At 49.2% G+C, this 22,696-nt stretch carries 14 protein-coding genes and 4 pseudogenes; 11 read left to right on the top strand and 7 right to left on the bottom strand.

Annotated elements, in window-relative coordinates; translation table 11 throughout:
- Positions 1–4 precede the first annotated feature (4 nt).
- A complete protein-coding gene (locus MUU47_RS22900) occupies positions 5–433 on the bottom strand; it encodes a hypothetical protein (RefSeq protein WP_258990456.1) in 429 nt (142 codons plus the stop codon).
- 346 nt (positions 434–779) lie between these two features.
- Between MUU47_RS22900 and MUU47_RS22895 the strand changes: the two genes are divergently transcribed.
- From MUU47_RS22895 to MUU47_RS22860, 8 genes are all read left to right on the top strand, one after another.
- Entirely contained in the window at positions 780–1,706 is a 927-nt protein-coding gene (locus tag MUU47_RS22895; protein ID WP_258990455.1) for an IS5 family transposase, read from the top strand.
- A gap of 226 nt (positions 1,707–1,932) precedes the next feature.
- Positions 1,933–2,511: a cellulose biosynthesis protein BcsO gene (gene bcsO / locus MUU47_RS22890; protein ID WP_258990454.1), complete on the top strand. Its 579-nt coding sequence runs from the start codon at positions 1,933–1,935 to the stop codon at positions 2,509–2,511.
- Positions 2,502–3,305 (top strand): cellulose biosynthesis protein BcsQ, encoded by an 804-nt coding sequence (bcsQ, locus tag MUU47_RS22885; protein ID WP_258990453.1) that lies wholly within the window; start codon positions 2,502–2,504, stop codon positions 3,303–3,305. Before bcsO ends, bcsQ begins: the two co-directional genes overlap by 10 nt.
- A gap of 17 nt (positions 3,306–3,322) precedes the next feature.
- Positions 3,323–5,428 carry a UDP-forming cellulose synthase catalytic subunit gene (bcsA, locus tag MUU47_RS22880; protein WP_258990452.1) on the top strand — a complete coding sequence of 702 codons (2,106 nt, stop codon included), beginning with the start codon at positions 3,323–3,325 and terminating at the stop codon, positions 5,426–5,428.
- The gene (bcsB, locus tag MUU47_RS22875) at positions 5,425–7,896 is read left to right on the top strand and encodes a cellulose biosynthesis cyclic di-GMP-binding regulatory protein BcsB (RefSeq protein WP_258990451.1); all 2,472 of its coding nucleotides are present in this window, start codon (positions 5,425–5,427) and stop codon (positions 7,894–7,896) included. The genes bcsA and bcsB overlap by 4 nt, the downstream gene beginning before the upstream one ends.
- Positions 7,893–11,948 (top strand): cellulose biosynthesis protein BcsC, encoded by a 4,056-nt coding sequence (locus MUU47_RS22870; protein WP_258990449.1) that lies wholly within the window; start codon positions 7,893–7,895, stop codon positions 11,946–11,948. Before bcsB ends, MUU47_RS22870 begins: the two co-directional genes overlap by 4 nt.
- A 2-nt stretch (positions 11,949–11,950) precedes the next feature.
- Positions 11,951–12,424, top strand: a complete 474-nt coding sequence (gene bcsD / locus MUU47_RS22865) for a cellulose biosynthesis protein BcsD (RefSeq protein WP_258990448.1) — start codon at positions 11,951–11,953, stop codon at positions 12,422–12,424.
- An 11-nt stretch (positions 12,425–12,435) separates the two neighbouring features.
- Positions 12,436–13,425 carry a family 8 glycosyl hydrolase gene (locus tag MUU47_RS22860; RefSeq protein WP_258990447.1) on the top strand — a complete coding sequence of 330 codons (990 nt, stop codon included), beginning with the start codon at positions 12,436–12,438 and terminating at the stop codon, positions 13,423–13,425.
- A 29-nt stretch (positions 13,426–13,454) separates the two neighbouring features.
- Here the strand turns inward: MUU47_RS22860 and MUU47_RS22855 are convergent, their stop codons facing one another.
- The 5 genes and pseudogenes from MUU47_RS22855 to MUU47_RS22835 all read right to left on the bottom strand — a co-directional run bounded on the left by MUU47_RS22855 (position 13,455) and on the right by MUU47_RS22835 (position 18,265).
- Complete coding sequence (locus tag MUU47_RS22855) at positions 13,455–13,877, bottom strand: hypothetical protein (protein ID WP_258990444.1); 423 nt, start codon at positions 13,875–13,877, stop codon at positions 13,455–13,457.
- Positions 13,878–14,180: 303 nt separating this feature from the next.
- Positions 14,181–15,902 (bottom strand): DUF3987 domain-containing protein, encoded by a 1,722-nt coding sequence (locus MUU47_RS22850; protein WP_258990443.1) that lies wholly within the window; start codon positions 15,900–15,902, stop codon positions 14,181–14,183.
- Between the two features lie 65 nt (positions 15,903–15,967).
- Positions 15,968–16,276, bottom strand: coding sequence for a helix-turn-helix transcriptional regulator (locus MUU47_RS22845; protein ID WP_258990442.1), 309 nt, complete (start codon positions 16,274–16,276; stop codon positions 15,968–15,970).
- Positions 16,276–16,749 (bottom strand): hypothetical protein, encoded by a 474-nt coding sequence (locus tag MUU47_RS22840; protein ID WP_258990441.1) that lies wholly within the window; start codon positions 16,747–16,749, stop codon positions 16,276–16,278. The genes MUU47_RS22845 and MUU47_RS22840 overlap by 1 nt, the downstream gene beginning before the upstream one ends.
- Before the next feature lie 130 nt (positions 16,750–16,879).
- Positions 16,880–18,265, bottom strand: a pseudogene (locus tag MUU47_RS22835) (tyrosine-type recombinase/integrase).
- Between the two features lie 460 nt (positions 18,266–18,725).
- On the opposite strand from MUU47_RS22835, the gene MUU47_RS22830 reads away from it, so the two are divergent.
- The 3 genes and pseudogenes from MUU47_RS22830 (at position 18,726) to MUU47_RS22820 (ending at position 21,265) form a co-directional block, all read left to right on the top strand.
- Positions 18,726–19,571: a restriction endonuclease gene (locus MUU47_RS22830; RefSeq protein ID WP_258990440.1), complete on the top strand. Its 846-nt coding sequence runs from the start codon at positions 18,726–18,728 to the stop codon at positions 19,569–19,571.
- Positions 19,572–19,615: 44 nt separating this feature from the next.
- Positions 19,616–19,770, top strand: a pseudogene (locus MUU47_RS22825) (Gp138 family membrane-puncturing spike protein); the annotation flags it as partial.
- Between the two features lie 372 nt (positions 19,771–20,142).
- A pseudogene (locus MUU47_RS22820) lies at positions 20,143–21,265 on the top strand (IS3 family transposase).
- A 287-nt stretch (positions 21,266–21,552) separates the two neighbouring features.
- On the opposite strand, the pseudogene MUU47_RS22815 reads toward MUU47_RS22820, so the two are convergent.
- Positions 21,553–22,586 (bottom strand): annotated as a pseudogene (locus MUU47_RS22815) (IS110 family RNA-guided transposase).
- Positions 22,587–22,696: the final 110 nt, after the last annotated feature.

Genomic DNA, 22,696 nt, shown 5'->3' with positions numbered 1-22,696 from the left:
TACCTCAGCTATAGTTAAAATAAAGTCTGCAGCTGAAATAACTTTCAGAAACAGGTTGGAGGATAAGTATTTTTTCTGCAAAAAGTGGTAGGAGAGTATTATCTATCTCAGGGATATTAATATCAGAAACAGCACCATTATAAAGCACTACTGTTTGTGTGATAATGTTCCAGGCATCATTGAAATCCATGCTTACCATAGACTTTGCGAGCTGGAATGTTGCAGGACCACTTGGTGTCAATTCTGCAGAAAGTGAATTGATCGCGCTTCCAGTAATATCTTTTAGAACAATGCCATAAGAGTCAAAAGCATGTAATGTGCCTGTTTCCGCTTCAGGATAGTAAGCGGTAAGAGGTGTCAGCGTTGTATAGATCGTCGCCAAGTCTGTCACACTTTTAGGCGGTGTATCAGGAGGATTATTAGGGGTATGCATTAGCCGACCTTCCTTCATCTAAAATGAGAGATTTATCATGGATTTCAATGATATCCATGGGTTCAACTATATATGTAGAGAAATAAGTATAGATGGGATAGAGAGGTTTGTTTAGGAGCTGTTCTTATATTTAGTTAAAGGGCATATATGATTCTTTAGTTATTGTGTTTTTTTGGAAATAACACTTTGAGGCGAATGGGTTTATGGCGTTGATATTAAAAATATGTTCATGGCCAAATTTGGTGTTTATCTTCATCATGCAGGAGGCGACCATCTATGAATAAATAGAACTTTTGGCCGTAGTCAGGATCAGATCACCACAATCCTGATCCTGGAGCGATATCACATGGCAAAACAAAAGTTCAAAATCACCAACTGGGCTACATACAACAAGGCGCTCGTCAACGGGGGGTCACTGACATTCTGGCTTGATGAGTCGGCCATTCAGGCCTGGTATGAAAAGCCCGGCACATCTTCACGTGGTCGTCCGCAACGTTATTCTGAGCTCTCTATTTCCACCGTGCTGATGCTCAAACGCGTCTTTCGCCTCACGCTGCGTGCCGCACAGGGGTTCATTGACTCTGTTTTTATCTTAATGAAACTCCCGCTCCGTTGCTTGGATCATTACTCCTGCGTCAGCAGGCGGGCTAAGTCCGTCAGCATCCCGTTCAAAAACACCACGCGCGGCGAAATTACCCATGCGGTTATCGACTTCACCAGCTTAAAAGTCTTCGGCGAGGTGGAGTGGAAAGTGAAAAAACACGGCCAGGAAAAGCTCCACGTCTGGCGGAAACTGCATCTGACCGTGGATGCCATTATGCATGAGGTTATCTGCGCTGACCTCTTCCTGAACAATGTGACGGATGCAGAGGTCTTCCCGGGGCTTATCCGTCAGACGCACAGGAAAATCAGGGCCGTCTGCGCCGACGGGGCTTATGACACCAGACGGTGCCACTACGAGCTAAGGCAAAGGAAAATTAAAGCGCTTATCCCGCCGCGAACGCGTGCCGGTTACTGGTTGGCGGAGTATGCCGACAGAAATCAGTCGGTGTCGAGGCAACGGCTGACGGGGAGCAATGCATACTGGAAATGGCACACGGTTTACAACCGACGTTCGGTGGCTGAAACGGCAATGTACCGTGTCAAACAGCTGTTTGGTGAGTATCTTACGTTGCGGGATTATGATGCGCAGGTTGGGGAGGCTATGGCCATGATCCGCGCCTTAAACAAAATGACGTGTGCAGGGATGCCAGAAAGTGTACGGATTGCCTGAGGAAGTCAGCGGGTGAGGAGCTTTTATCAAATCCGAGTTATTCAACAAAGCCGTTGCAATTTACATTATTACGGTTATTTATTATTAAATTACTCTCCGTTACTTACATTTGGACGTTAAAGTGCAGGGAAAGAAACGAGTTACAATTAAATAAAAAATACTATAGTTAGGCATAATGTCATAAAATTTATAGCATTATTCAGCTACTCATATATGCGAGGAATTCATGGGAGATTATGATGATTTGCAGCGGTTTAAGGATAAAACCCGTACGCAACATCTTGAATTCAAGGAACTCTCTGTCCAAACCACTTCGCGTAAACGTGGTGACTGGACTATCCTTGATCAGCTTTCGCCTCCGACGGGTAAAGACATCACGTTGGCCGTTGGTGGTTCCGTGTCGCAGGTTGTCCCACGGCCGGTCAGCGCTGATGCATTTGTGCCTCTTGAGATTTCTCCGATCCGTGGTGGGGCCAGCAAGGGTGGTGTCCATGAATCGAGCGAGACATCTATAATGCAAAGCGTTTCGTCGCAAATGATGCTGCAAGATGAGCCTGAAGTCGTGCCAGCTCCAACGACTGTATCAGTAGCGAAGCCAGAACCAATATCCTCTGTCGGGACTGTGCAAACAGAGGCTGCATCGCCAGCTTTTTCCGGCCAGCCGTCGTCGGCAAGTAGGATGCAAGCGGTGAACTATTCCCGGCTTTTTGCACCGAAGCCCACCGAAATACCGGGGAAAGAAGAGAAAGAAGAAAAAAATCAGCCCTTAAAATCATTGCTGGAAAGGATTGCTTCATGCCGTTAATTTGCGTTTGTTCCCCCAAGGGAGGTGTGGGTAAAACCACGCTTGCGGCTAACCTGACTTATTCGCTGGCACGGGCTGGCAGTAAAGTGCTGGCACTCGATTTTGATGTTCAAAATGCGCTGCGTCTGCATTTTGGCGTGCCGCTTTCCGATGGACGCGGCTATGTTGCCAAAGCGGCGGATTCCTACGACTGGAGTCAGAATGTGCTTGGTGCCAGTGGCAATATGTTCGTGCTGCCCTACGGTGAAGTCACTGAACAGCAGCGAATTGATTTTGAAGATAAATTGTCACATGACGAGCATTTTCTCACTCGTGGTCTGGGCTCGTTGCTCAACTATCCGGGCCTGATTATCGTCGCGGATTTCCCACCCGGTCCTTCTGCCGCCCTCAAAGCTATTACCCCATTAGCGGATATTCATCTGGTGACGCTGCAGGCAGATACGGCCTCAATGTCGCTACTACCACATGTGGAAAATCACCGTCTGACCGGGGGGGCGCTCAACAGCAAACAGGGGCACTTTTTCGTGGTTAACCAAAGTGATAACCGCCGTCAAATCAGTCGTGACGTGACCGCGTTTATGGAAGAAAAGCTGGGCGAACAGCTGATTGGGATCATTCATCGCGATGAAAGTGTGATTGAAGCTAACGCCTCACAAAAATCCATATTCGAATTCAGCCCGGCCTCAGCAGCGGCGTTTGATATCGAAATTATAGCAAAAAAGGTCGCCGCGAAGCTGGGCATCAATGTTGGTGATGGCACTGTCCATAACATGTCGCGCATGTCCGGGCTTTAACACACTCAGGGCTTCTTATGAAAAAATTATTCATCTGGTTGCTGGTGCTGGCACTGGCACCGGTTGCCATTCTTGTGATTGCCACCCCGATGGACAGCCAAAAACAGACCATGTTTGGTTTGCTCAGTATTGGTATCCTGCTTTTAATGGGATTCAGTAAAAACCGTAGCGTTTCCGTGATTATGGTGGTGACATCGTTACTGATGTCTACCCGATATATGTATTTTCGCTTGACGCAAACGTTGCATTTTAATTCAGAAATAGAAGCCATTCTCGGAATCGGGTTATTTGTGGCAGAAGTCTATATCTGGGTGATGTTGATACTGAACTATTTGCAAACTGTCTGGCCGTTAAACCGTGAAATTACGCCCTTGCCAGACGATACGTCGTTATGGCCAACTGTCGATGTCTATGTCCCGAGTTATAATGAGCCGCTGGACGTGGTGCGCGACACCGTGTTAGCGGCGCAGTGCATTGATTATCCGAAAGATAAACTTAACATCTATCTTCTGGATGATGGCAAGCGCAGTGAGTTTGCGGTCTTCGCTGCAGATGTTGGTGTGGGGTATATCACCCGCTCGGACAATAATCATGCGAAAGCCGGTAACCTTAACCACGCGATGAAACTGACGAAAGGCGAGCTTATCTGCGTCTTCGACTGTGACCATGTGGCCACTCGCGTTTTCCTGCAAGCGACCGTCGGTGGTTTCCTGAAAGACCCGAAACTGGCGCTGGTACAAACCCCGCACTTCTTCTATTCACCAGATCCGTTTGAACGCAACCTGTCAGTAGGTCGTGATATCCCTAATGAAGGCACACTGTTCTATGGTCCGATTCAGCGTGGGAACGATAACTGGAACGCCACTTTCTTCTGTGGTTCGTGTGCAGTTATCCGCCGCAGTGCATTGGAAGAGATTGGTGGTTTTGCGGTCGAAACCGTGACCGAAGATGCGCACACTGCGCTGAAAATGCAGCGTCTTGGCTGGAAGTCCGCCTTTATCGATATTCCGCTGGCGGCGGGACTCGCCACCGAACGTCTGGTTCTGCACGTCATTCAGCGAACCCGTTGGGCGCGTGGTATGACGCAGATATTCCGTATGGATAACCCGTTGTTTGGGCGAGGGCTGACTATTCAACAGCGTTTGTGCTACCTCAGCGCCATGCTCTACTACCAGTTTGCGCTACCGCGCGTGGTTTTTGTCACGGCACCGTTGGCGTATCTGTTGTTTAACCTCAACATTATCCACTCCTCGGCGAGCCTGATTATGGCTTACTCTCTGCCGCACCTTTTCCTCGCGATATACGTCGGTTCGAGGATGAACGGTCGTTATCGTTACAGTTTCTGGGGAGAAATCTACGATATCGTTCTGGCGTTCCACCTGGTGATCCCGACGATGATTACCATGATTTTCCCGAAACGCGGCAAGTTTAACGTGACCGATAAGGGCCAGTTGCTGGACGTAGGGTACTTCGACTTTTCAGTTGTACGTCCGCATTTGGTGGTTGCTGGCTTGCTCGGCCTGGCGGTGATTGTCGGTATCGTCAGGGCATCGGGCTTTAACTTTTTTGGGGCTGATCCCTGGGTTATTGCCCTGAACGTTGGCTGGGGATTGTACAGCCTCATTTTCCTGCTGGGTGCGATTGCGGTGGCACGTGAAACCAAGCAGACACGTAAAACTATCCGTATCGACGTGAATATCCCGGTCCTTATTCACTATGCCAGCGGCATTGTATCGCGTAGCCAGACGGTTGATTTGTCTATGGGAGGGTGTCGCGTGGAAGTGGTCGATGACAGACATCTGAACGATGACATTGAAGAAGTCGAGCTGATTTTGCAGTCCGGCGCTATCTCCATTCCGGTCAGCGTAATGGGGATGGATGAGGACTATATTCGTTTGATGTTCGATGAAAATATCCCGCTGTCGCGCCGCCGTGAACTGGTGCGCGTTGTATTGTGTCGCGCTGATGCGTGGGTTCAGCCTCCGCGCCCGCAGGATAAACCGTTCCGTTCGTTTGGTACTATTTTGCGCTGTGTGTTTGAACTGTTCTGGTTAACGTGGCAATCACACAGGGAAAATCGCCGTCAGCGTGCGGCAATGGCAAAAGAGGATGGCCAGGTATGAGACAAATCGCGACGCTGGCATTGCTGATGGGGACGTTGGTGGTGCCTTCTCTCTACGCGGAAGAGACGAGCAATGATGTGCCACCGGCGATGGCTTTCCCGGCGCCGACTGTCGATGCAGCACCGACAGTTGCTGCGCCAGAAGACATTGCTCCCGCTCCCGGGGATACTGTGCCGGACAACACGGTTTCACCAGATAATCCTGCATCACAGAACGATGCAGAAGATACCCGCGCGACAACCAGTGGCCCGTCGGTCAGTGATACGCCGCCTACGTTGCCGCCAGTAACTAACGAGACGGTGCCAGCAACCGGTGGGCTAGCTCCGACGATGGTCAGCGGCCTGAATTTGTCACAAATGGGGATGCCGGAAGGTATCATTCTGAGCGGCGGTCAGCTGCAGGGCGGGGCCAATTTCACCCTGCCAGGCGATCAGGTGGTCACAATGGCGCAGCTGCTGCTGAACGTGAAAGTGTCGCCGGAAATGGCCACCCGTAACGCCACCCTGCAATTAATGCTCAACGGCCAGCCACTGGGTACCGTGCCGCTGGGGGCGGCAGAGAATGACGTTTCACATTTCCAGCTCGATGTTCCTGCTGCACTGATGGTGTCGAGCAATAATCTGAGCTTCAAGATTAACGATGGCGATGCCCAGCAGTGTCTGCGTGACCTGAACGACAAATACCGGGTCGTTATCCTGCCAACATCGCGCTTCAATTGGGAAGGGCAGCAACTGGATATTGGCTCTGACCTCAGCACTTTTCCGCGCCCTTTTTTCGACAGCATGCAGATGACACCTGCCAGTGTCTCAGTGAGTTTCCCGGCGCGTATCAGCGCCGATACCGTCAGTGCGGCGGCGATAGTGTCATCGTGGCTCGGGATGCAGGCGGATTATCGAGGGATCGCCTTTGAGGCACTGCACGACAGATTGCCAGATAAACATGGCATTGTGATTGGCCATTCTGGTGAGCAGGTGGGTGGGCTGACACTGCCGCAAACCAGCAAGCCACTGCTGAAAATTATTCCGAACCCGGCGAACCCGGTTTATAAATTGCTGCTGATTGTGGGCAATGATGAAGCTGCGCTGCGTGTGGCAGCCTGGCGTTTGACGAAAGGCAATTTCGCCCTGCAAACTGCCAGCAGCGATGTCGATATGCAAACGATCCCTGTCAGCCAGCCTTATGATGCACCACGCTGGATCCCAACCGATCATCCAGTAAAAATCAGTTCGCTGATCCGCAAAGATCAAAGCACAACGGTGAGCGGTGTCTGGCACGAACCTTTGCGCGTTGCCTTCCGCGCGGCGCCGGACCTCTATCTGTGGGATGGTGAGACCATTCCTTTGCAGATTGGCTATCGTTTTCCGTCAGAAAACTGGATTGACGAGCAGAAGTCTGCGCTCAGCGTTACGCTGAACAACACCTTCCTGCACAACCTGCCGATGACCAAGCAGGGCATTCTGGAATCGCTGTGGCACAAGCTTGGTGGCGATGCACGCCAGGAGCGTTTCACCATCCCGCTCGAACCGTATCTGATCTACGGTGACAACCAGATGTCGCTCTACTTCAATGTGGTACCGAAGGAAAGTGCGCCATGTAGCGTGTTGCTGAATAACAACATCAAAAGCCGGATAACCGATGAGTCGTGGATTGATTTGAGCCACACTCGTCACTTCTCGCTGTTACCCAACTTGTCGTACTTCGTCGGGGCCTCTTTCCCGTTCACACGACTGGCAGATTACTCGCAGACGGTGTTGTTACTACCGGAAAAACCGTCCGAAGTGCAGGTGACGACGATGCTGAACATGACCGCGCGTTCCGGCAATGCCACCGGTACGGCACTGGGCAACAATAAAGTGATCATGGGTATTCCTTCCGGCGGGGCGAATCTTGAATTTCTGCGAAGCCGTGATGTGCTGGCGGTCAGCGGTCTCGATCAGAAGCTGTTTAGTCAGAGTCTGCTGGCAAATTCACCGTATAGGGTGATCGATAATGCTCTGGGCGTTCGCACAGCAACCACCTGGCAAAAAATTCAGCGCTGGCTACTCGGTGACTGGAGCGCTGATGGGGTGGAAGCGGACCGTTATTTATCTTCGAACAGTGCCTGGCGTGGTTTCGTCAGTTATCGCTCGCCATGGAACAGCGATCGGCTGGTGGTGGTAGCCCTTGGCAGCAACGACGACCAACTGGCACGCCTGTACGACGACCTCAATTCGCCACGCATTAACGCCGGGATCAGAGGCGATACCTCAATTATCACCAATGAAAATGGCGTGCGTAGCTTCCGGGTCAGCACCCAATTCCCGAGCGGGCAAATGCCGTGGTACATGATGGTCGTCTGGTATGCTAATCAGCATTCCGGTCTGCTGGCCATTCTGGGACTGATTATGACCACGATACTGGGTCTGGCATTAACATCAATGCTCAGACAGCATGCCCACAAGCGCCTGAATCCCGGGGAAGATAAATGAAAAGAACCACCCCAATGAAAACGCTCAAGTTGCGCAGGCTTTCCAGTTTATGCCTTTCCGGTGCGCTGGCGTTCGGTGCGATGGATAATGTGCAGGCAGCCACCAACGATGCCGCGATGAAAGCGTTGTTCGACCAGGCGCAATACTGGCATGAGAAATCGCATGACGATCTGGCGATGGAATCGCTGAAAAAAGTGCTGATGGTCTCTCCGGATAACACCCAGGCGTTGTATTTGATGGCGCTCTGGAATCAGCAAAGTGGGGATATGCAGGCTTCTGCACAGTGGCGCGAACGTCTGGCGAAGGTCTCGCCCGGTGACCACAGTTTACAGGCGCTGGAAAACGCCCGAAAAATGGCGAAAGTTCCACAAGGACAATTGAATCTGGCGCGTCAACAGGCGCGCAGCGGAAATATTCCGGCGGCACTAACCACCTGGCGCGGGATGTTTAATGGTTCACAGCCACCGCCAGCGCTGGCTGCGGAATATTACACGACGATGGCCAGCGACAAGTCGCTGTATCCACAGGCCTTAAGCGAGCTACGGGGCTATGTAGCGCAGAATCCGCAGGATAACGCCAGCCGTATAGCGCTGGGCAAAGTATTGACCTGGCGGGAAGATACGCGTCGGGAAGGCATTGAAATGCTCGAGCCCATGGCGAGTGGTAACAAAGACGCAGATGCCGGGCTGCGACAGGCCCTGTTATGGCTGGGACCAGAGTCAGGTGACGATCAGTACTACAACACCTGGATGCAGCGCCATCCGCAGGACAACGCGGTGCAGGCTTATTATCGTGAGCATGTCGGCGGGCTGGCGAAAGGCCAGGGATACAGTGAACTGAATAGCGGTAATACTACGGCAGCAAAACAACAGTTTGAGCAGGTGTTGCAGACCAACCCGGAAGACGCAGATGCGCTGGCGGGAATGGGTTATATCGCTCAGCGTAGCGGCGATTACCAGGCCGCTGCACAGTACCTGAATCGAGCCGCCGCCCTGGGTGGCGAGGCCTCAGCAAGCCGTCGTGAACAGGCGGCCGACGCACAATTTTATGGTCAATTAGCCCAGGCGCAATCGGCCTACAAACAGGGCAACGTCAGTCAGGCGCTGGCGCTGTCGGCACCTCTGGCACAGCAAAGTGGCACCCGAGGGGCTGCGGCAAAACTGTTCCGCGCCGACGTGCTACGCCACAATAAAGATTATTCGCAGGCTGAGCAGACGCTGCGTTCGCTGCTTAACGATCAGCCGCAAAACGCGTCCGCGCGCGAAAATCTTTACTACGTGTTGCGCGAGCAGAACAAAACAGACGAAGCCCAGGCTGTATTACGCACGCTGCCCGCCAGTTTGCAGGCGAAACTGCAGCCGAAAACGACCAGTGGCGTTCCGGGCGACGGCTTGCGTCGTCAGGCGCAGCAGATGGTGCAGAACGGCAATACCTCCCAGGCGATCGCGACCCTGCAACAGGGCGTAGCGCGCTATCCAGACGATCCGTGGATACGTCTCGATCTGGCGCGTTTGCTGCAAAAATCCGGCAATACCAGCGAAGCGGCATCAGTGATGGCCACAGCCTATCGCCCCGGTGCCAGTGCCAACGCACTGTACTCCGCAGCATTATTCGCCAGCGAGAACGGAGCCTGGCAGCAATCGCAGACATTGTTATCACGTATTCCCGCCACCAGCCAGACGACTCAAATGCGGGATTTACGTCAGCGAGTCAATTACAATCTGCAACTGGCAACTGCGCAAAGCTACCTGGCGCAGGGCAACACTGTTGCGGCATCAAATACCCTGAAAGCACTGGCGGCGACGCCGCCGAAAGATCCTGCTGATGTTGGTAAGCTGGCCAGTATGCTGGCTGACAGCGGCGATTTGAATACTGCCGTGGCACTGGTGCGCAATAACATCAGTGGTGGGGTCCAGGGGAACGTGGGCGATTATGCCGAACAGGTTAAGGTGCTTAATCAGGCTGGGCTGTCCCGCGAAGCGCAAAACCTGCTGTCGAATCCGACATTGCAGGCCAGCAGTACGCCAACGCAACTGGCGAGTATCCGTAATGGTTATGTGATTAATGAAGCTGACCATCTGCGTGAGCAGGGCAATTATGCGGGCGCGTATGACAAACTGATTGGCGCGTTACAAAATGACCCACAGAACACTGATTTGATGTTTGCGATGGCGCGTCTGTATCAGACCGGCAAAATGAACAAAGAGGCTGGGGTTGTTTATGACTACCTGATGACGCGCGATACACCGTCGCAGGATGCCCGTACAGGGGCAATCGACGTTGCATTGTCTGAAGGTAATAACGATCGTGCGGCTGATTTGGCGAGTGGTTTACACAACGACAATAGCCCGGACCGTTTGTTGTTACTGGCTCGTGTCGAAGAGGCGCAGGGCAATCATCAGCAGGCGATGACCTATCTGCGCAGTGCGCGCGGCAAGCTGGTGGGGCTCGAATCCAGCAACATTGCACAAACTCCGACGGTGGGTGGTTTGCTGATGTCGGATAACCCGTTCATTGGGACGTCGAAAACGACCGTTCCTACACGCACTGCATCTGCTTATGGCGCAACGCTACCGTGGCAGCTGAATCAGGTATCAGCCGAGCCGGGCAGTGCGCTACCGGGCACGCAACGCACCGATTTACCGGTAGAAACGGCTCAGAGCCGAACATTGCATCAGGTGGATACCATGATGCTGGCGTTGCAAGAGAAAACCGGGACCTGGTTGCAGGCGGGAATGCAGGTTCGGGGCCGTGATGGTGAATCGGGCACCAGTAAACTCACCGAGATGAAAGCACCGCTGACGTGGTCTTCGTCACCGTTTGGTGATTCCCGTTTTGACTTCACTGTCACGCCGGTCAACCTGAGCGCGGGTAGCGCGTCTGGTGATGCCTGGCGTCGCTACGGATCTAACCCGCTCTCTAACGCCGTATCCAATATTACGACGACCGCCGCCAACGAACAGAAGGCGATTGCCAATATGACTCCGGCCCAGCGTGCGACCTACTTTGCCTCTAATCCGGGGGCCGCAGCGTTGGCAGGGCTGGATACGCTTGATCCTACCGACTTTAACCCGACTACCAGTACTGGCATGGAAAACCTGGCCAAACTGGGGGCCTATGATTCCGGAAAAGTGGCCTCGTATCTGGCGGCCTCCAACCTCAAGCCAAACGTTAATGAGCCAGGCGATGTATCGACCGATTCGCAGAAAGCCAGCGGCGTTGAGTTGAATATGGCGCTGAGTGGCGATGACTACAAAGTGGATATCGGCAGTACACCGTTGGGGCAGGATCTCAATACCCTGGTCGGCGGCGTGAAATGGTCACCGAAACTGACCAACTATATGTCACTTATTTTCACCGCAGAACGTCGTTCACTGACTGATAGTCTCCTCTCCTATGTCGGTCTGAAAGATACCTACTCCGGTAAAAACTGGGGTCAGGTGACCAAAAATGGGGGAGATGTTCAGCTGAGCTATGACGATGGTGATGCCGGGTTCTATGTCGGGGCGGGTGGTTACAGTTACCAGGGCGAAAATGTGGAAAGTAACACCAGCTTCAATGCAGATGCTGGTGTCTATCTGCGGCCTTATCACGATGATTACCAGACGCTGCAAACCGGGCTCAGTATGAGCTACATGGACTTCTCGAAAAACCTGAGCCAGTTCACCTTTGGTCAGGGTGGCTACTTCAGCCCGCAGAATTACATCAGCGTTTCTCTGCCGGTTGATTTGACTGAGAAATACAACAACTGGACGATGAAACTCGGTGGCTCGGTGGGGTATCAATCCTACAGCCAGGACAAGAGTGCGTACTTCCCGACCGAACCAGGCTGGCAGCAGTCGCTGGAAACGGCTGTGGCAAATGGCTTTGCAAAAGAAGCCTACTACAAAGGGACCAGCGAGAGTGGCGTGGGTTACAGCGTTCGCGCGGCTGCAGATTATAAAGTAAACAATAAGATGACTATTGGTGGCCAGGTGGGATATGACACCTTTGGTGATTACAACGAAAGTACCGCCTCACTCTACTTCCGTTACTTGTTGGGAGATAAATAAAAATGACGGATAACACGGCTTCCCCTGTGCTGACATGGTTTCAGCAGCAACAAACACCCGCTGGCTGGTTTGATCTTCTGACCATCATGGTGGATGGAATGGTCCGCAATGCAGGCGAAATAGAGAGTCAGCCGTTTTTGCGCCAGATGGGCGAGCGACTGGCGGAGGCCTGGCCTCTGCCGGAGTCTGACACCCTGGGTGAACTGGAAACGAACATGAACCGCTTTCTGACGCTGTTTCAGTGGGGTGTTATCAGCCTGCATACCGGCGAAAACGGCCTACTTATTCGTCATCAGGCTCTGCCGGTGGGCCGTGACCCCGAGCAGCAGATGCGCTGGTGCAATGCATTCTGTACCATACTGGAAGGATTATATTCCTGCTGGCTGCATGCGCAGGGCGGCGGAGAGCATGTGGTGTTACAGCGAGAAAGGCTCAACTCCATCTCAGACGTGCAATTCCACTACTACCATCCATAAAGAAGGATATTATGCGGGTGAGAATATTAATAGCGATGACAGTGCTGATGTCCACTTTTGCTCATGCCGGTGCGTGGGAGAGTTACAAGTCCCGCTTTGTGATGCCAGATGGACGCGTGGTAGATACCGGTAACGGGAATGTTTCTCATACCGAAGGGCAAGGATTTGCCATGCTGATGGCGGTCAGTCTTAATGACCGTCAGACGTTTGATAAGCTTTGGCAGTGGACCAACACTACGCTGAAAAACAAAGACAATGGGCTGTTTTACTGGCGTTATAACCCGGTTGCACCGGATCCGGTGGCTGATAAAAACGATGCGACGGATGGCGATTTGATGATTGCCTGGGCGCTGCTGAAAGCACAGAAACAGTGGCGGGAAAACAGCTACGGCACAGCGTCGGACGACATTACCCGCGCGCTTATTAAGCACACGGTTATCACCTATGCCGGTTATCAGGTCATGCTACCGGGCGCGCGCGGTTTTAATCTGAACAGCCGTGTTAACCTTAATCCTTCCTACTTTATTTTCCCGGCCTGGCAGGCATTTGCCGACCACAGCCATTTGGTGGTCTGGCGTGACCTGTTACGAGACGGGAAAAAGCTTATTGGTAAAATGGGGTGGGGCAACGCCAACTTGCCGACGGATTGGGTGGCTCTCAGTGCAGACGGGAAAATGAAACCCGCACAAGAGTGGCCGCCACGTACGAGCTTCGATGCGGTTCGTATCCCACTGTATCTCCGCTGGCAAGACGCACAAAGCCCATTACTGGCACCGTGGAAAGCCTGGTGGCAGCATTATTCTCGCGAGCAAACCCCGGCATGGGTCAACGTGGTCAGCAACGAAACGTCACCTTATCCGATGAATGGCGGTCTGCTGGCGGTTCGTGATTTAACTTTCGGGGTGAACACGGGCGAACCGAAAATTGTGGCTGAAGACGACTATTATTCTGCCAGTCTCAAAATGCTGAGCTGGCTTGCTGAGCGGGATATCGTAAAGTGATTTTGTGTGCTGGGGCAGTTATAATGAGGTTAAATATCATTGGCTCTGTGCTTGACTGTTACCGACACAATATTTCTGGCACTTTTGCTACTGACTCTCTTTTTTGTCATGCCGGTTGATGCAATGCGTATTGCCCGATTAAATGCAATATGGGTAACCGGAAGGTTTTTAAATTTGACTCGATTGGAATGGCTCTGAAAAAGCCAGATATCATCCGGATATACCCTCCGTCTCCGATCGATTATCTCTCTGGCAGTATACGGCAACGAAAACTGTTCACACTCCAAAAAGGTAAGACGGAGAGCACGGCCCGTTTCCATACGGGTCAGCCGCAAAAAATGCCACAGATCATACCAAGTTTGGCTGAGACAACGCAGTCGCGCAGAAATAAGATAAAATTCTTCAATCGTCAATAATGTATTACCCGATGTAGCTCTGTTGGCACGTGACATCGAATGACTCCTTCATGGATTTCTGAAAGAAGAGAACCCAATTTTACAAATATTAACGGTAAACCTCCACAAGTTTAACAAACATCTGAAAATCATTTATTGCTCCATCTCGGATATGCAAATGGATGTCATTAGCGTCCAAAGCACGCTCAGAACCGACTTTAGGATATGGATATGTGCAGCGCGAGGAAGCTGTCAATTCGAATCTGCGCTAATATATTTTTTAAGGCAAAAAAAAACGCCAGGCAGCATGCTGCTCATGACGTTTATTATGTTACATTGGCATAACCGTGAGTCTGTTAATTAATAGCGCTCTTTGATATCGGATACATCAATGTAAGGCCCGGTACTTTCAGTGTTATCGCGATTACGAGTTATGTCACCACTAGTACGAAACGTATTAGTAGTAAGGCGAGCTGCAATGTCCTTAGGTAATTTATCTTCAACCAGCGTATATTCCCACTCCTGGTTAGATTTTTTTGCAGGCCAAGTAACGTACTCCGTCCCATAAATTATACAAATGGCAATCTCACCCTGACTAATTAATTGTCCTAAGATTTTTTCACGAATTTTCATGTCACGCGCGTAGCGTCGACCCCGGCTAATTTCCACTTTAGGGAATGGTTTATTGCCATTATGATCACGGATCCATTCATATAGATCACGACCAAGTTCGACAAATTCGCATTTGTCTTTGAATTCTTGAGTTAGCGGGTAGAATATCTTGTGTGCTTGGTGGAGATAGTAATCCATTACTTCAAATGCACGATTCAAGGCATCCACTCCGATGTCGCTGGTATCCTGGTTTTTGAAAAACTGCAGGCTACTTGCAAGGCGTAGTGCATTTTCTGGTGATCTGGTTGCGATTTCTTTAATGTGATGCCATTTTCCACCAGGAAGTATTTCTGACGTTATTTCGTCCCATTTTTCGCGATAACGTTCTACAGCGTCATCCGTTAATCGAATTACAATTTTGGGAGGCATATCTCCATTGATGATACGTTCATCCAGCCCGTCCAATAAAGGCGTGAACAGTTTGTAATAGTTCTCCAGTGCTACAGGGGAATCCACATCCGTAAAGAAACTGGGTTGATCATCCTTATAATCAAGTAAGAAGTAATTGAATCGACTTACCAGACCACATTCACGAGCAAACCCTTCTTTCTTACAAAGGAATTCGTAAAATGGTTTGCATTGCATCATAACGAGTGCTGTTAGGTTTGGTGTCACCGACAAATGTTTACCACGAATTCCTTTACTCACAGGTTCATTGCTATAACCCTTACTCAGGAATAAAAGGAATTCGCGACTCATTGATGACAGGTATGCACCTTCAGTAGATTTAAGCAAACCTTCAGGGTACTCATTTACCCCACGAATAAAACCCTCAATATCAGTATTCTCATATAACAGAGGCGGGTTCTTGGGGGCTTTTGGTTCGTTCTTGAGGTGGTTGATATATTGCTTATCAGCCTTAGCTTTTATTTCAGGATCTTTTGATCCTTTCTGGCGCACCAAGATTTTTTCCTCGGTGCGCCATACCCCATGAGTAACCTTATGTTCATCCGTAGCTTTTGCTGAGGATAAAGGTAATTTCTTGAACAGGTCATCCACTGGTTTCATCAGTATGTTAGTACTAAAGGATTTTCCCGTAGTAGACTCAGCTATAGACATGAAATAATTCGTTGGTGGTAACAGCTCTTTAGATACAGGGTGTTCAACTACAACATAATTCTGACATGTAAATGAGATAGCCGAAAACACAGTGCTTACTGCCATTCCGTAGGAAACTTCCAATTCAGCGTTCGCGTACAGAATGACATCACGTACTTTTTTGCCAAGTAACTCTATCGGAAACTCTTTCTTATCCATATTCTGCTCTTCTGGCTTCGGCATTGTTTTTGCCGATTTGAAAAGTCGACGTTCCGAATTGACAAATTGCCAGTTGATGGGTGATTCATCATTTAGCTCCGTACGTACTATTACGTAATCATATTCTTCACCAGGGTCATATATAGTTTCCATTATTATCTCCATACTTTCTATTGGTCATACGGCGCAGGTATGACTGCGCCAGGTAGTAAACTGCGTCAGACTTTATTCGTCAGGTTTGTGAAGTATGCGTTGACATCTGTTCTACGCCACTTATTAGCCCTATTAACCTTATAAGGTTGAGGAAAACCTTCAGGCAGCTTGCCATTGGAAATCCACACGCGCAGAGTCTGTCTTTCAATGCCTAGCAGGGAAGCAACTTCAGCAGAGCCAATAAAACCCTGAACGCTTTCTAAAATAGTGATAAGATCTTCTGTACTAATACCCATTCGGCTGAGTACTTTATCAAGAACTTGCCATGGGTCTGCAACAGAATGATTAGTTTGGATGGGGGGATGCTGTTTCACTATGCGCCCTCCGGAGAAAGACGATTAGTAAATACAGTACCGATAGAGAATACGGATTTTACTTTGATGCTGAGAGATACAGCAGGGGGGGAAGCGGGGTCGGGGTCGCTACCATCGCTAGAAGAATTAGACGCCGTAGACTTCGCAACTGATTTGCTGCGATGCGAACGTGCGGAACGACGATGAGTTACGGGCAATACTTTTTTCTTGACCGTTGCCGCTGCGTCAGCCAAGTACCGTTTTGCAAGGTTAACTCTGTTTAAGAATTTTTTCAGCCAAGCGATAATTTCATCGCAGCTCTTTTTAATCGAAGACATTTCAGTTTCGAAAATTTCGAGGCTAACGGTGTTTTTACGCTGGCTCTGCGAATGTCTAACCGGTTCATCCACGTTTTCATGGTCGAGAGGAGTCAGCTCATACAGAGGTACTTCCACTAACTCATCTGCCTTATCAGGCGGTATTGAGATAAGCATTTTCTTCTCCTGCTTTGTTATAGGTTCGAGTCATAGTACATATGATTTATTAGTTTAAAGTCAAGACTAAAAATGCGATTCGTAGTTGGATATAGATAAATCAACACTAATCAACACCGCTCAGGACTAATTATCCATCTGCTGTAATATCAGCCTGTTCTAATATCCAACTCTCGATCCTCTCGTGCCACTGTCTTAGTAAGTCGAGTGGGCGACGACGGTAATGTTTTTCTGCAATAGCACTGGGTTTGTGGCCCATGATTTGAGCAACAATTCCAGTTGGTACTTCTACCCATTCTGCGAGTGTGCCAAAACTACGGCGTAATCCATGAAGGCTAATATGAGGAAGCTCAGCACTGGCAAGAGCTCGATTGTGTGCTGAACGGGGTTCGACAATTTTACCGCTTAGACTCTTACTGCGAAAAACCCAGTCATTCGGTGCATTCTCGGGCGTTGAACAATTACCCAACTGACGTAGTAATTGAGCCACATAGGGGGTGAGAGGGATGATTCGTTCACCTTCGATTTTGTCTTTAATTGTCATACTGGACCACCTAAAATCTACATCGGACCAACATAGAGAGGCGATTTCTTCTCGTCGGGCTCCCGTAAGTAGGAGGACTTGAAGGTAAGCAGATGCAACCGGGGTGCTTAATTGACGTACGGCCATAAACCAGCTCTTTAGCTGCTCTTTTTGTAAACAATCACCTTCCTTGCTTGATGACGCTGGAACTAGCTTTCTGACGTTATGATCCTGAAGCATATCGGTGGGGATAATCCCTTGGTACTTTTTCTGATAACCAAGCCATTTCGTAAATGCCCTAAGTAGGCGGTAGGAATGAGCAGCGACGCTTGGACGGATTCGCCTTTCAGTATCAAGCCAAAATGCAATTTTTTCTGAAGTGAGTTCAGATAGCGGTAGATCGAGAAGGCTAGCTAAAGGTCCGGCTGTAGTTAGACCTTCACCTCTTTTCTTCTCCTCACCCCCACGGTTGGATAGGTTCACGTGGTCAGTAATGTATCGCTCAGAATAGGGACGTTTAGTTTTAGCGCTGATACCTCCTTTCAATTCATCAATATAATCTCCCCATGCTGTCGAAAACGTGACCTTCGCCTTATGGAAATTAGTCTGATGTAACTCCGTTTCTGCAAGTTTGCTTGCTTTTGCTACACGCGGATCTATGCCTGTATCAATCAAAGTTTGCAGGCGGCGAGCTTCTGCTCTGGCCTCGTCAATTCTCCAATCATTTACGTTGCCAATTGTCATACGTAGAGTCTTTCCGACATAGACGCTTTGAAATACGAAAGCTTTAGCGCCGCTGGTTACGCGACAAGCAAGGGTTGTTACATCAGCATCCCAGAGAAATGCTTGTGCCTTCCCTTCTGGCAATGCAAACTTGCGGATACGCTCAAAGGTGAGCTTTTGTCTCTTTGAAGCCATTTTGGTTTTTCCAGTTGGGAGTTATCGCTTACGATAATGTAACGGCTAGTGTAAGTAAAATGCAGGAATATGGATCAACATCGAGGAATATCAATCAACATCGTAAAATATATAAACCACTATATTTCAGTCGTTTAAACTAAAATGATGTTTGTTTTCAAATGATTAAATTTGATAGTACTTCGCATTCGTAATGCGAAGGTCGTAGGTTCGACTCCTATTATCGGCACCAGTAACCACGCGGGTTCACGCGATATTCACCAAATCAGCAAACGTCCCTTGTGCCATATTTGTGCCATTCCCCGCCAGGAATGAGTCAATTTGCATGGCATGTTGTTCGGTGCCAAATGCGCATACCCGGGAACAGAGAACGCTTCCTGAATGTGCAGTTGCTGCAAAACAGCATGGATGCGCCGAAAATCATTGGTTCTTTCCCGTGTAAGAAGCTTTCTGGCTAAAGGAAATTTGGCTTTTTTTGTTCCACAACAGATAGATGGGTGTATATAATGTCACCTATTATTTAGATGTTAATGGGATGAAAACAGTGGAGTATGTTCCTCTTGATAAGTATACAGCGAAGCGCTCTATTGCTATTTTCGCTGCTTTTGCCATTTTATTTTTCGTTTGTTCGGTAGGCGGTGCATCTGGTGGCCTTCTGGTTGCTATCGTCTTTATCGGATGGGGAGCGGTAATTTATGTCAGAAGGGTACATTGTCCTAATGCATGGGGAAGGATTGTTCAATCTCTTCGAGTTAGCGCGAGAGAAAAGGATGAGCAATTTTTCAAGGAAGAAATCTCAAAACATATTCAAACCCTTGCCAGAAAAAGAAATTCATTAGTCACCAAAGATGACTATGGCAATGTGGTATATGATAAGTGGGTAAAAGAAAAAGAATATTACTTATCCAAATTAAGATACTCATCTTATACAACGCCATATTACGACGGCATTGACTCATTCGATCAAGTTTATCTCCTTGATGATTTGATCAATGAGTATTTGTTAGAAAACGAAATAACCGTTAATACGAACATTGATGACATGACCCCGGTTGAGTACGAGGAGTATTGCGCTGGAATCCTTGCTGAACAGGGCTGGGAGTCACGTGTTACCCAAGGGTCAGGTGATCAAGGTGTAGACGTTCTCGCTGAAAAGGATGGGTTAACAATTGCTATCCAGTGTAAAAAGTATTCATCACCGGTAGGGAATAAAGCCGTGCAAGAGGTAATAGCCGGGAGAGGTTACTATGGTGCTCATTTGGGTATTGTTGTAACAAACAATACTTACACTCCATCGGCAAGGCAATTGGCTAAATCTCAATCCATACTCTTGCTACATCACGATGATTTATACGCAATAGACGACATTATCGATAATTAAAACAGACCCGCTTCGGCGGGGTTTTGCTTTCTGGAGCCTACCAAATGGTCGTATCAGACCAGACGCGCAGCGGGGACCTTGCTGAAACATTCAAATCTGAGCGGGAAACCACAAAGAACCATATTCGCGTCGCGATGCCGGGCATCATCCAGTCATTCGACCCGGCACAGTAATGGCGGTCGTCCAGCCCGCTAAGCGTGTGTACCAGTTTAATACGCAAGTATTGGGTAGTGCCGATCCTGAATAGTAACCGCGTGAGTCTTATTTATATGAGGTAACACTGGTAACAGAGGTAACAAAAATCAGGGTGTTACCACTCGTTACCTCTTGATTAAGTCTACTGGTAACAGATTAAATCCATTTAAATCAACGATGTTGCACGTGTTACCAGTGTTACACGTACAGAACAAGAGGAAGGGAACCAAAATCCCTTCTTCTGGCAGGCAAAAGAGGTTCAATGATGCGAGTGATGAACATTTACTGCCCGGAGTGTGATCTCCCCCCTGTAAACCGTACCAGTCTAAACTGAAGTATCCGGTCTTTCTTTCATCTCACAGAGAGGCTAATCGCCATGAAAAAGACCCGTTATACCGAAGAACAGATTGCATTTGCGCTGAAACAGGCCGAAACCGGCACCAGAGTGGAGGAAGTGTGCAGAAAGATGGGCATTTCTGAAGCCACTTTTTACAACTGGAAGAAAAAATTTGGCGGGATGGGCGTGACGGAACTGCGTCGTCTGCGGCAACTGGAGGATGAAAACCAACGACTCCGTCGTCTGGTGGCAGACCTCAGTCTGGACAAGGAAATGCTCCAGGATGTCATTCGAAAAAAGTTCTGAGGCCCGTCCAGAAGCGGGAAGCGGTGACTTACCTACTGGACGCATATCGTATTGGTCTGCGCCGTGGTTGCCGTTTGATGATGCAGAGTCGCACGGTATACAACTATCGCAGCAGCCGTGATGACAGGGCCCTGACTCACCGGATAAGAGAGATTGCTGAGGCGCGTGTCCGCTATGGCTGTCAGCGTATTCATATTCTTTTGCGCCGTGAAAGCTGGTTAGTAAACCATAAGAAAACTCACCGAATATATTGTCTGGAAGGACTGAATCTACGGACAAACGTCCCCGTCGGCATGTCACTGCCAGGCACCGACACGTCCGTCCGGAAGTCAGCGCTGTAGATCAGTGCTGGAGCATGGATTTTGTTGCTGATAATCTGTTCAACGGACGTCGGATCCGTGCCCTGACTGTAGTGGATAATTTTAGTCGTGAATGCCTGGCGATAGAGGTTGGTCAGGGGCTGCGGGGAGAGGATGTAGTTGCCGTTATGGAGCGCCTGAAGCGAATGAAGCAGCGTGTGCCACACCGGTTGCAGACGGATAATGGCAGCGAATTTATCTCTAAATCGCTGGACAGATGGGCGTATGAAAATAAGGTGACGATGGACTTCTCGCGGCCGGGAAAACCCACAGACAATGCACTGGTCGAGTCATTCAACGGCAGCCTGCGTGATGAATGTCTGAATGTTCACTGGTTCCTGTCACTGGAAGATGCTCAGGAGAAGATCGAGTGCTGGCGACAGGAATATAACCAGCAAAGACCACATTCATCGTTAAATAATCAGACGCCGTCTGAATTTGCGGCGGGCTGGAGAAAGGGTCATTCTGAGAATGAAAATTCCGACGTTACTAATTGAGTGTTGTATCTAATCCTGGGAGCAGGTCAGCTGGTTTTGTCATGAGTCATATATGGACGCCCAGTGTAATGCAAATACTGATTTGATACGGTTCGCTGTCATATATCCGGCGTCACTTATGGAAGAGGTTTCCTGCGCCATGATGTCATCCGCACCCTGTTTCCTTATCACCTCACCGGTATGTTACTACCAGAACTCACGCCAGGATTTTACAGGGTCGGTCTGCCGTTTTCTCATCAGTGTCTGCAAACTCAATTAAATTGTGGTGGCTTCAGAATAATGGTCAATTAGTTTGTTGAGAACGCTTTGTTTATATTGAAATTTTCTGTTCCGGTTAATAATCTCCAGATAATGCGTGTCAGCTTATTAGCTAATGCAACCGTCGCTTTCATTTTGCCTCTTCGCTCAATAAGATGTTTCATCCATCGTCCCAGTGCATCATCGCGCTTCTGTGACCAGAACATTACTGACCGTGCTCCATGGATAATCAGCGTTCGAAGGTCACGGTTTCCATTTTTAGTCATTGAGGAGAGATTGTTTTTTCCCCCGAACTACGCTGCCTGGGTACAAGACCGCACCAGGAAGAGAGTTGCCTGCCATTCGTAAACTGTTCTGCATTGACTTCACTTAAAAATGCAGCCGCTATGAGAGGACCAACTCCCGGTATTGTCATCAATATTTTGTATTTTGGTAGTTGCTGGCATAAAGCCAAAATATTGTGTTCCACCAGGCGGATACGCTCATTAAGCAAATGAATGTTTTCCAGTAGCGAAAAAAGTAAGCCGCGTAGTACCGGGGAAATATCCAGCGCCGGATCTTCAATAAGTTCAGGCAATCGTTGTGGCAGGATATGAATGCCCGCAGGGAGTTCAATCCCTTGTTCAGCAGCCAGTGCCCGAGCTTGATTTACCACTGCAGTGCGTTGTTCGACCATTAGCTGGCGAGCGCTGCGAAGAGCTTTAATATCCTGTTGGCTGACAGTTTTTATCGTCACAAAATGGATACCTGGGCGTAGTGCAGCCTCACAGATCGCCAGTGCGTCATTAGCATCATTTTTTTGATGACGGGTAAAAGCCTTAACATGTTGTGTCGGGATAAGACGAACGAGAAGCCCAATTGACTGGAAAGTTCGTCCCCAGTAATGCGAAGTAGCGCAAGCTTCCATTGCAATCAGGGTCTTAACTGGAAACTGGCGGAGGGTATCCAAAAGCTTATTTCTGGGAATTTTTCGATTGAATGCAACAGTTCCATCACTCATCCAGACACATACCTGAAAAACAGATTTGGCCAAATCGATCCCGACAACTTTTATCGAGTTCATGATGTTGTTCCTCTGTGATAAAGACATTCAGCATAAGTGTGGCAGAACTTAGGCTGGGAAGGGGCGTCCATCACATCACCTCTGGTTGAGAGTTTGCTCATTTAGTCGCG

The organism is Scandinavium hiltneri (assembly GCF_024764835.1).
Taxonomy (GTDB): Bacteria; Pseudomonadota; Gammaproteobacteria; order Enterobacterales; family Enterobacteriaceae; genus Scandinavium; species Scandinavium hiltneri.
The sequence above is the reverse complement of the archived record's forward strand: the minus strand, read 5'-3'. Positions and strand labels throughout refer to the sequence as shown.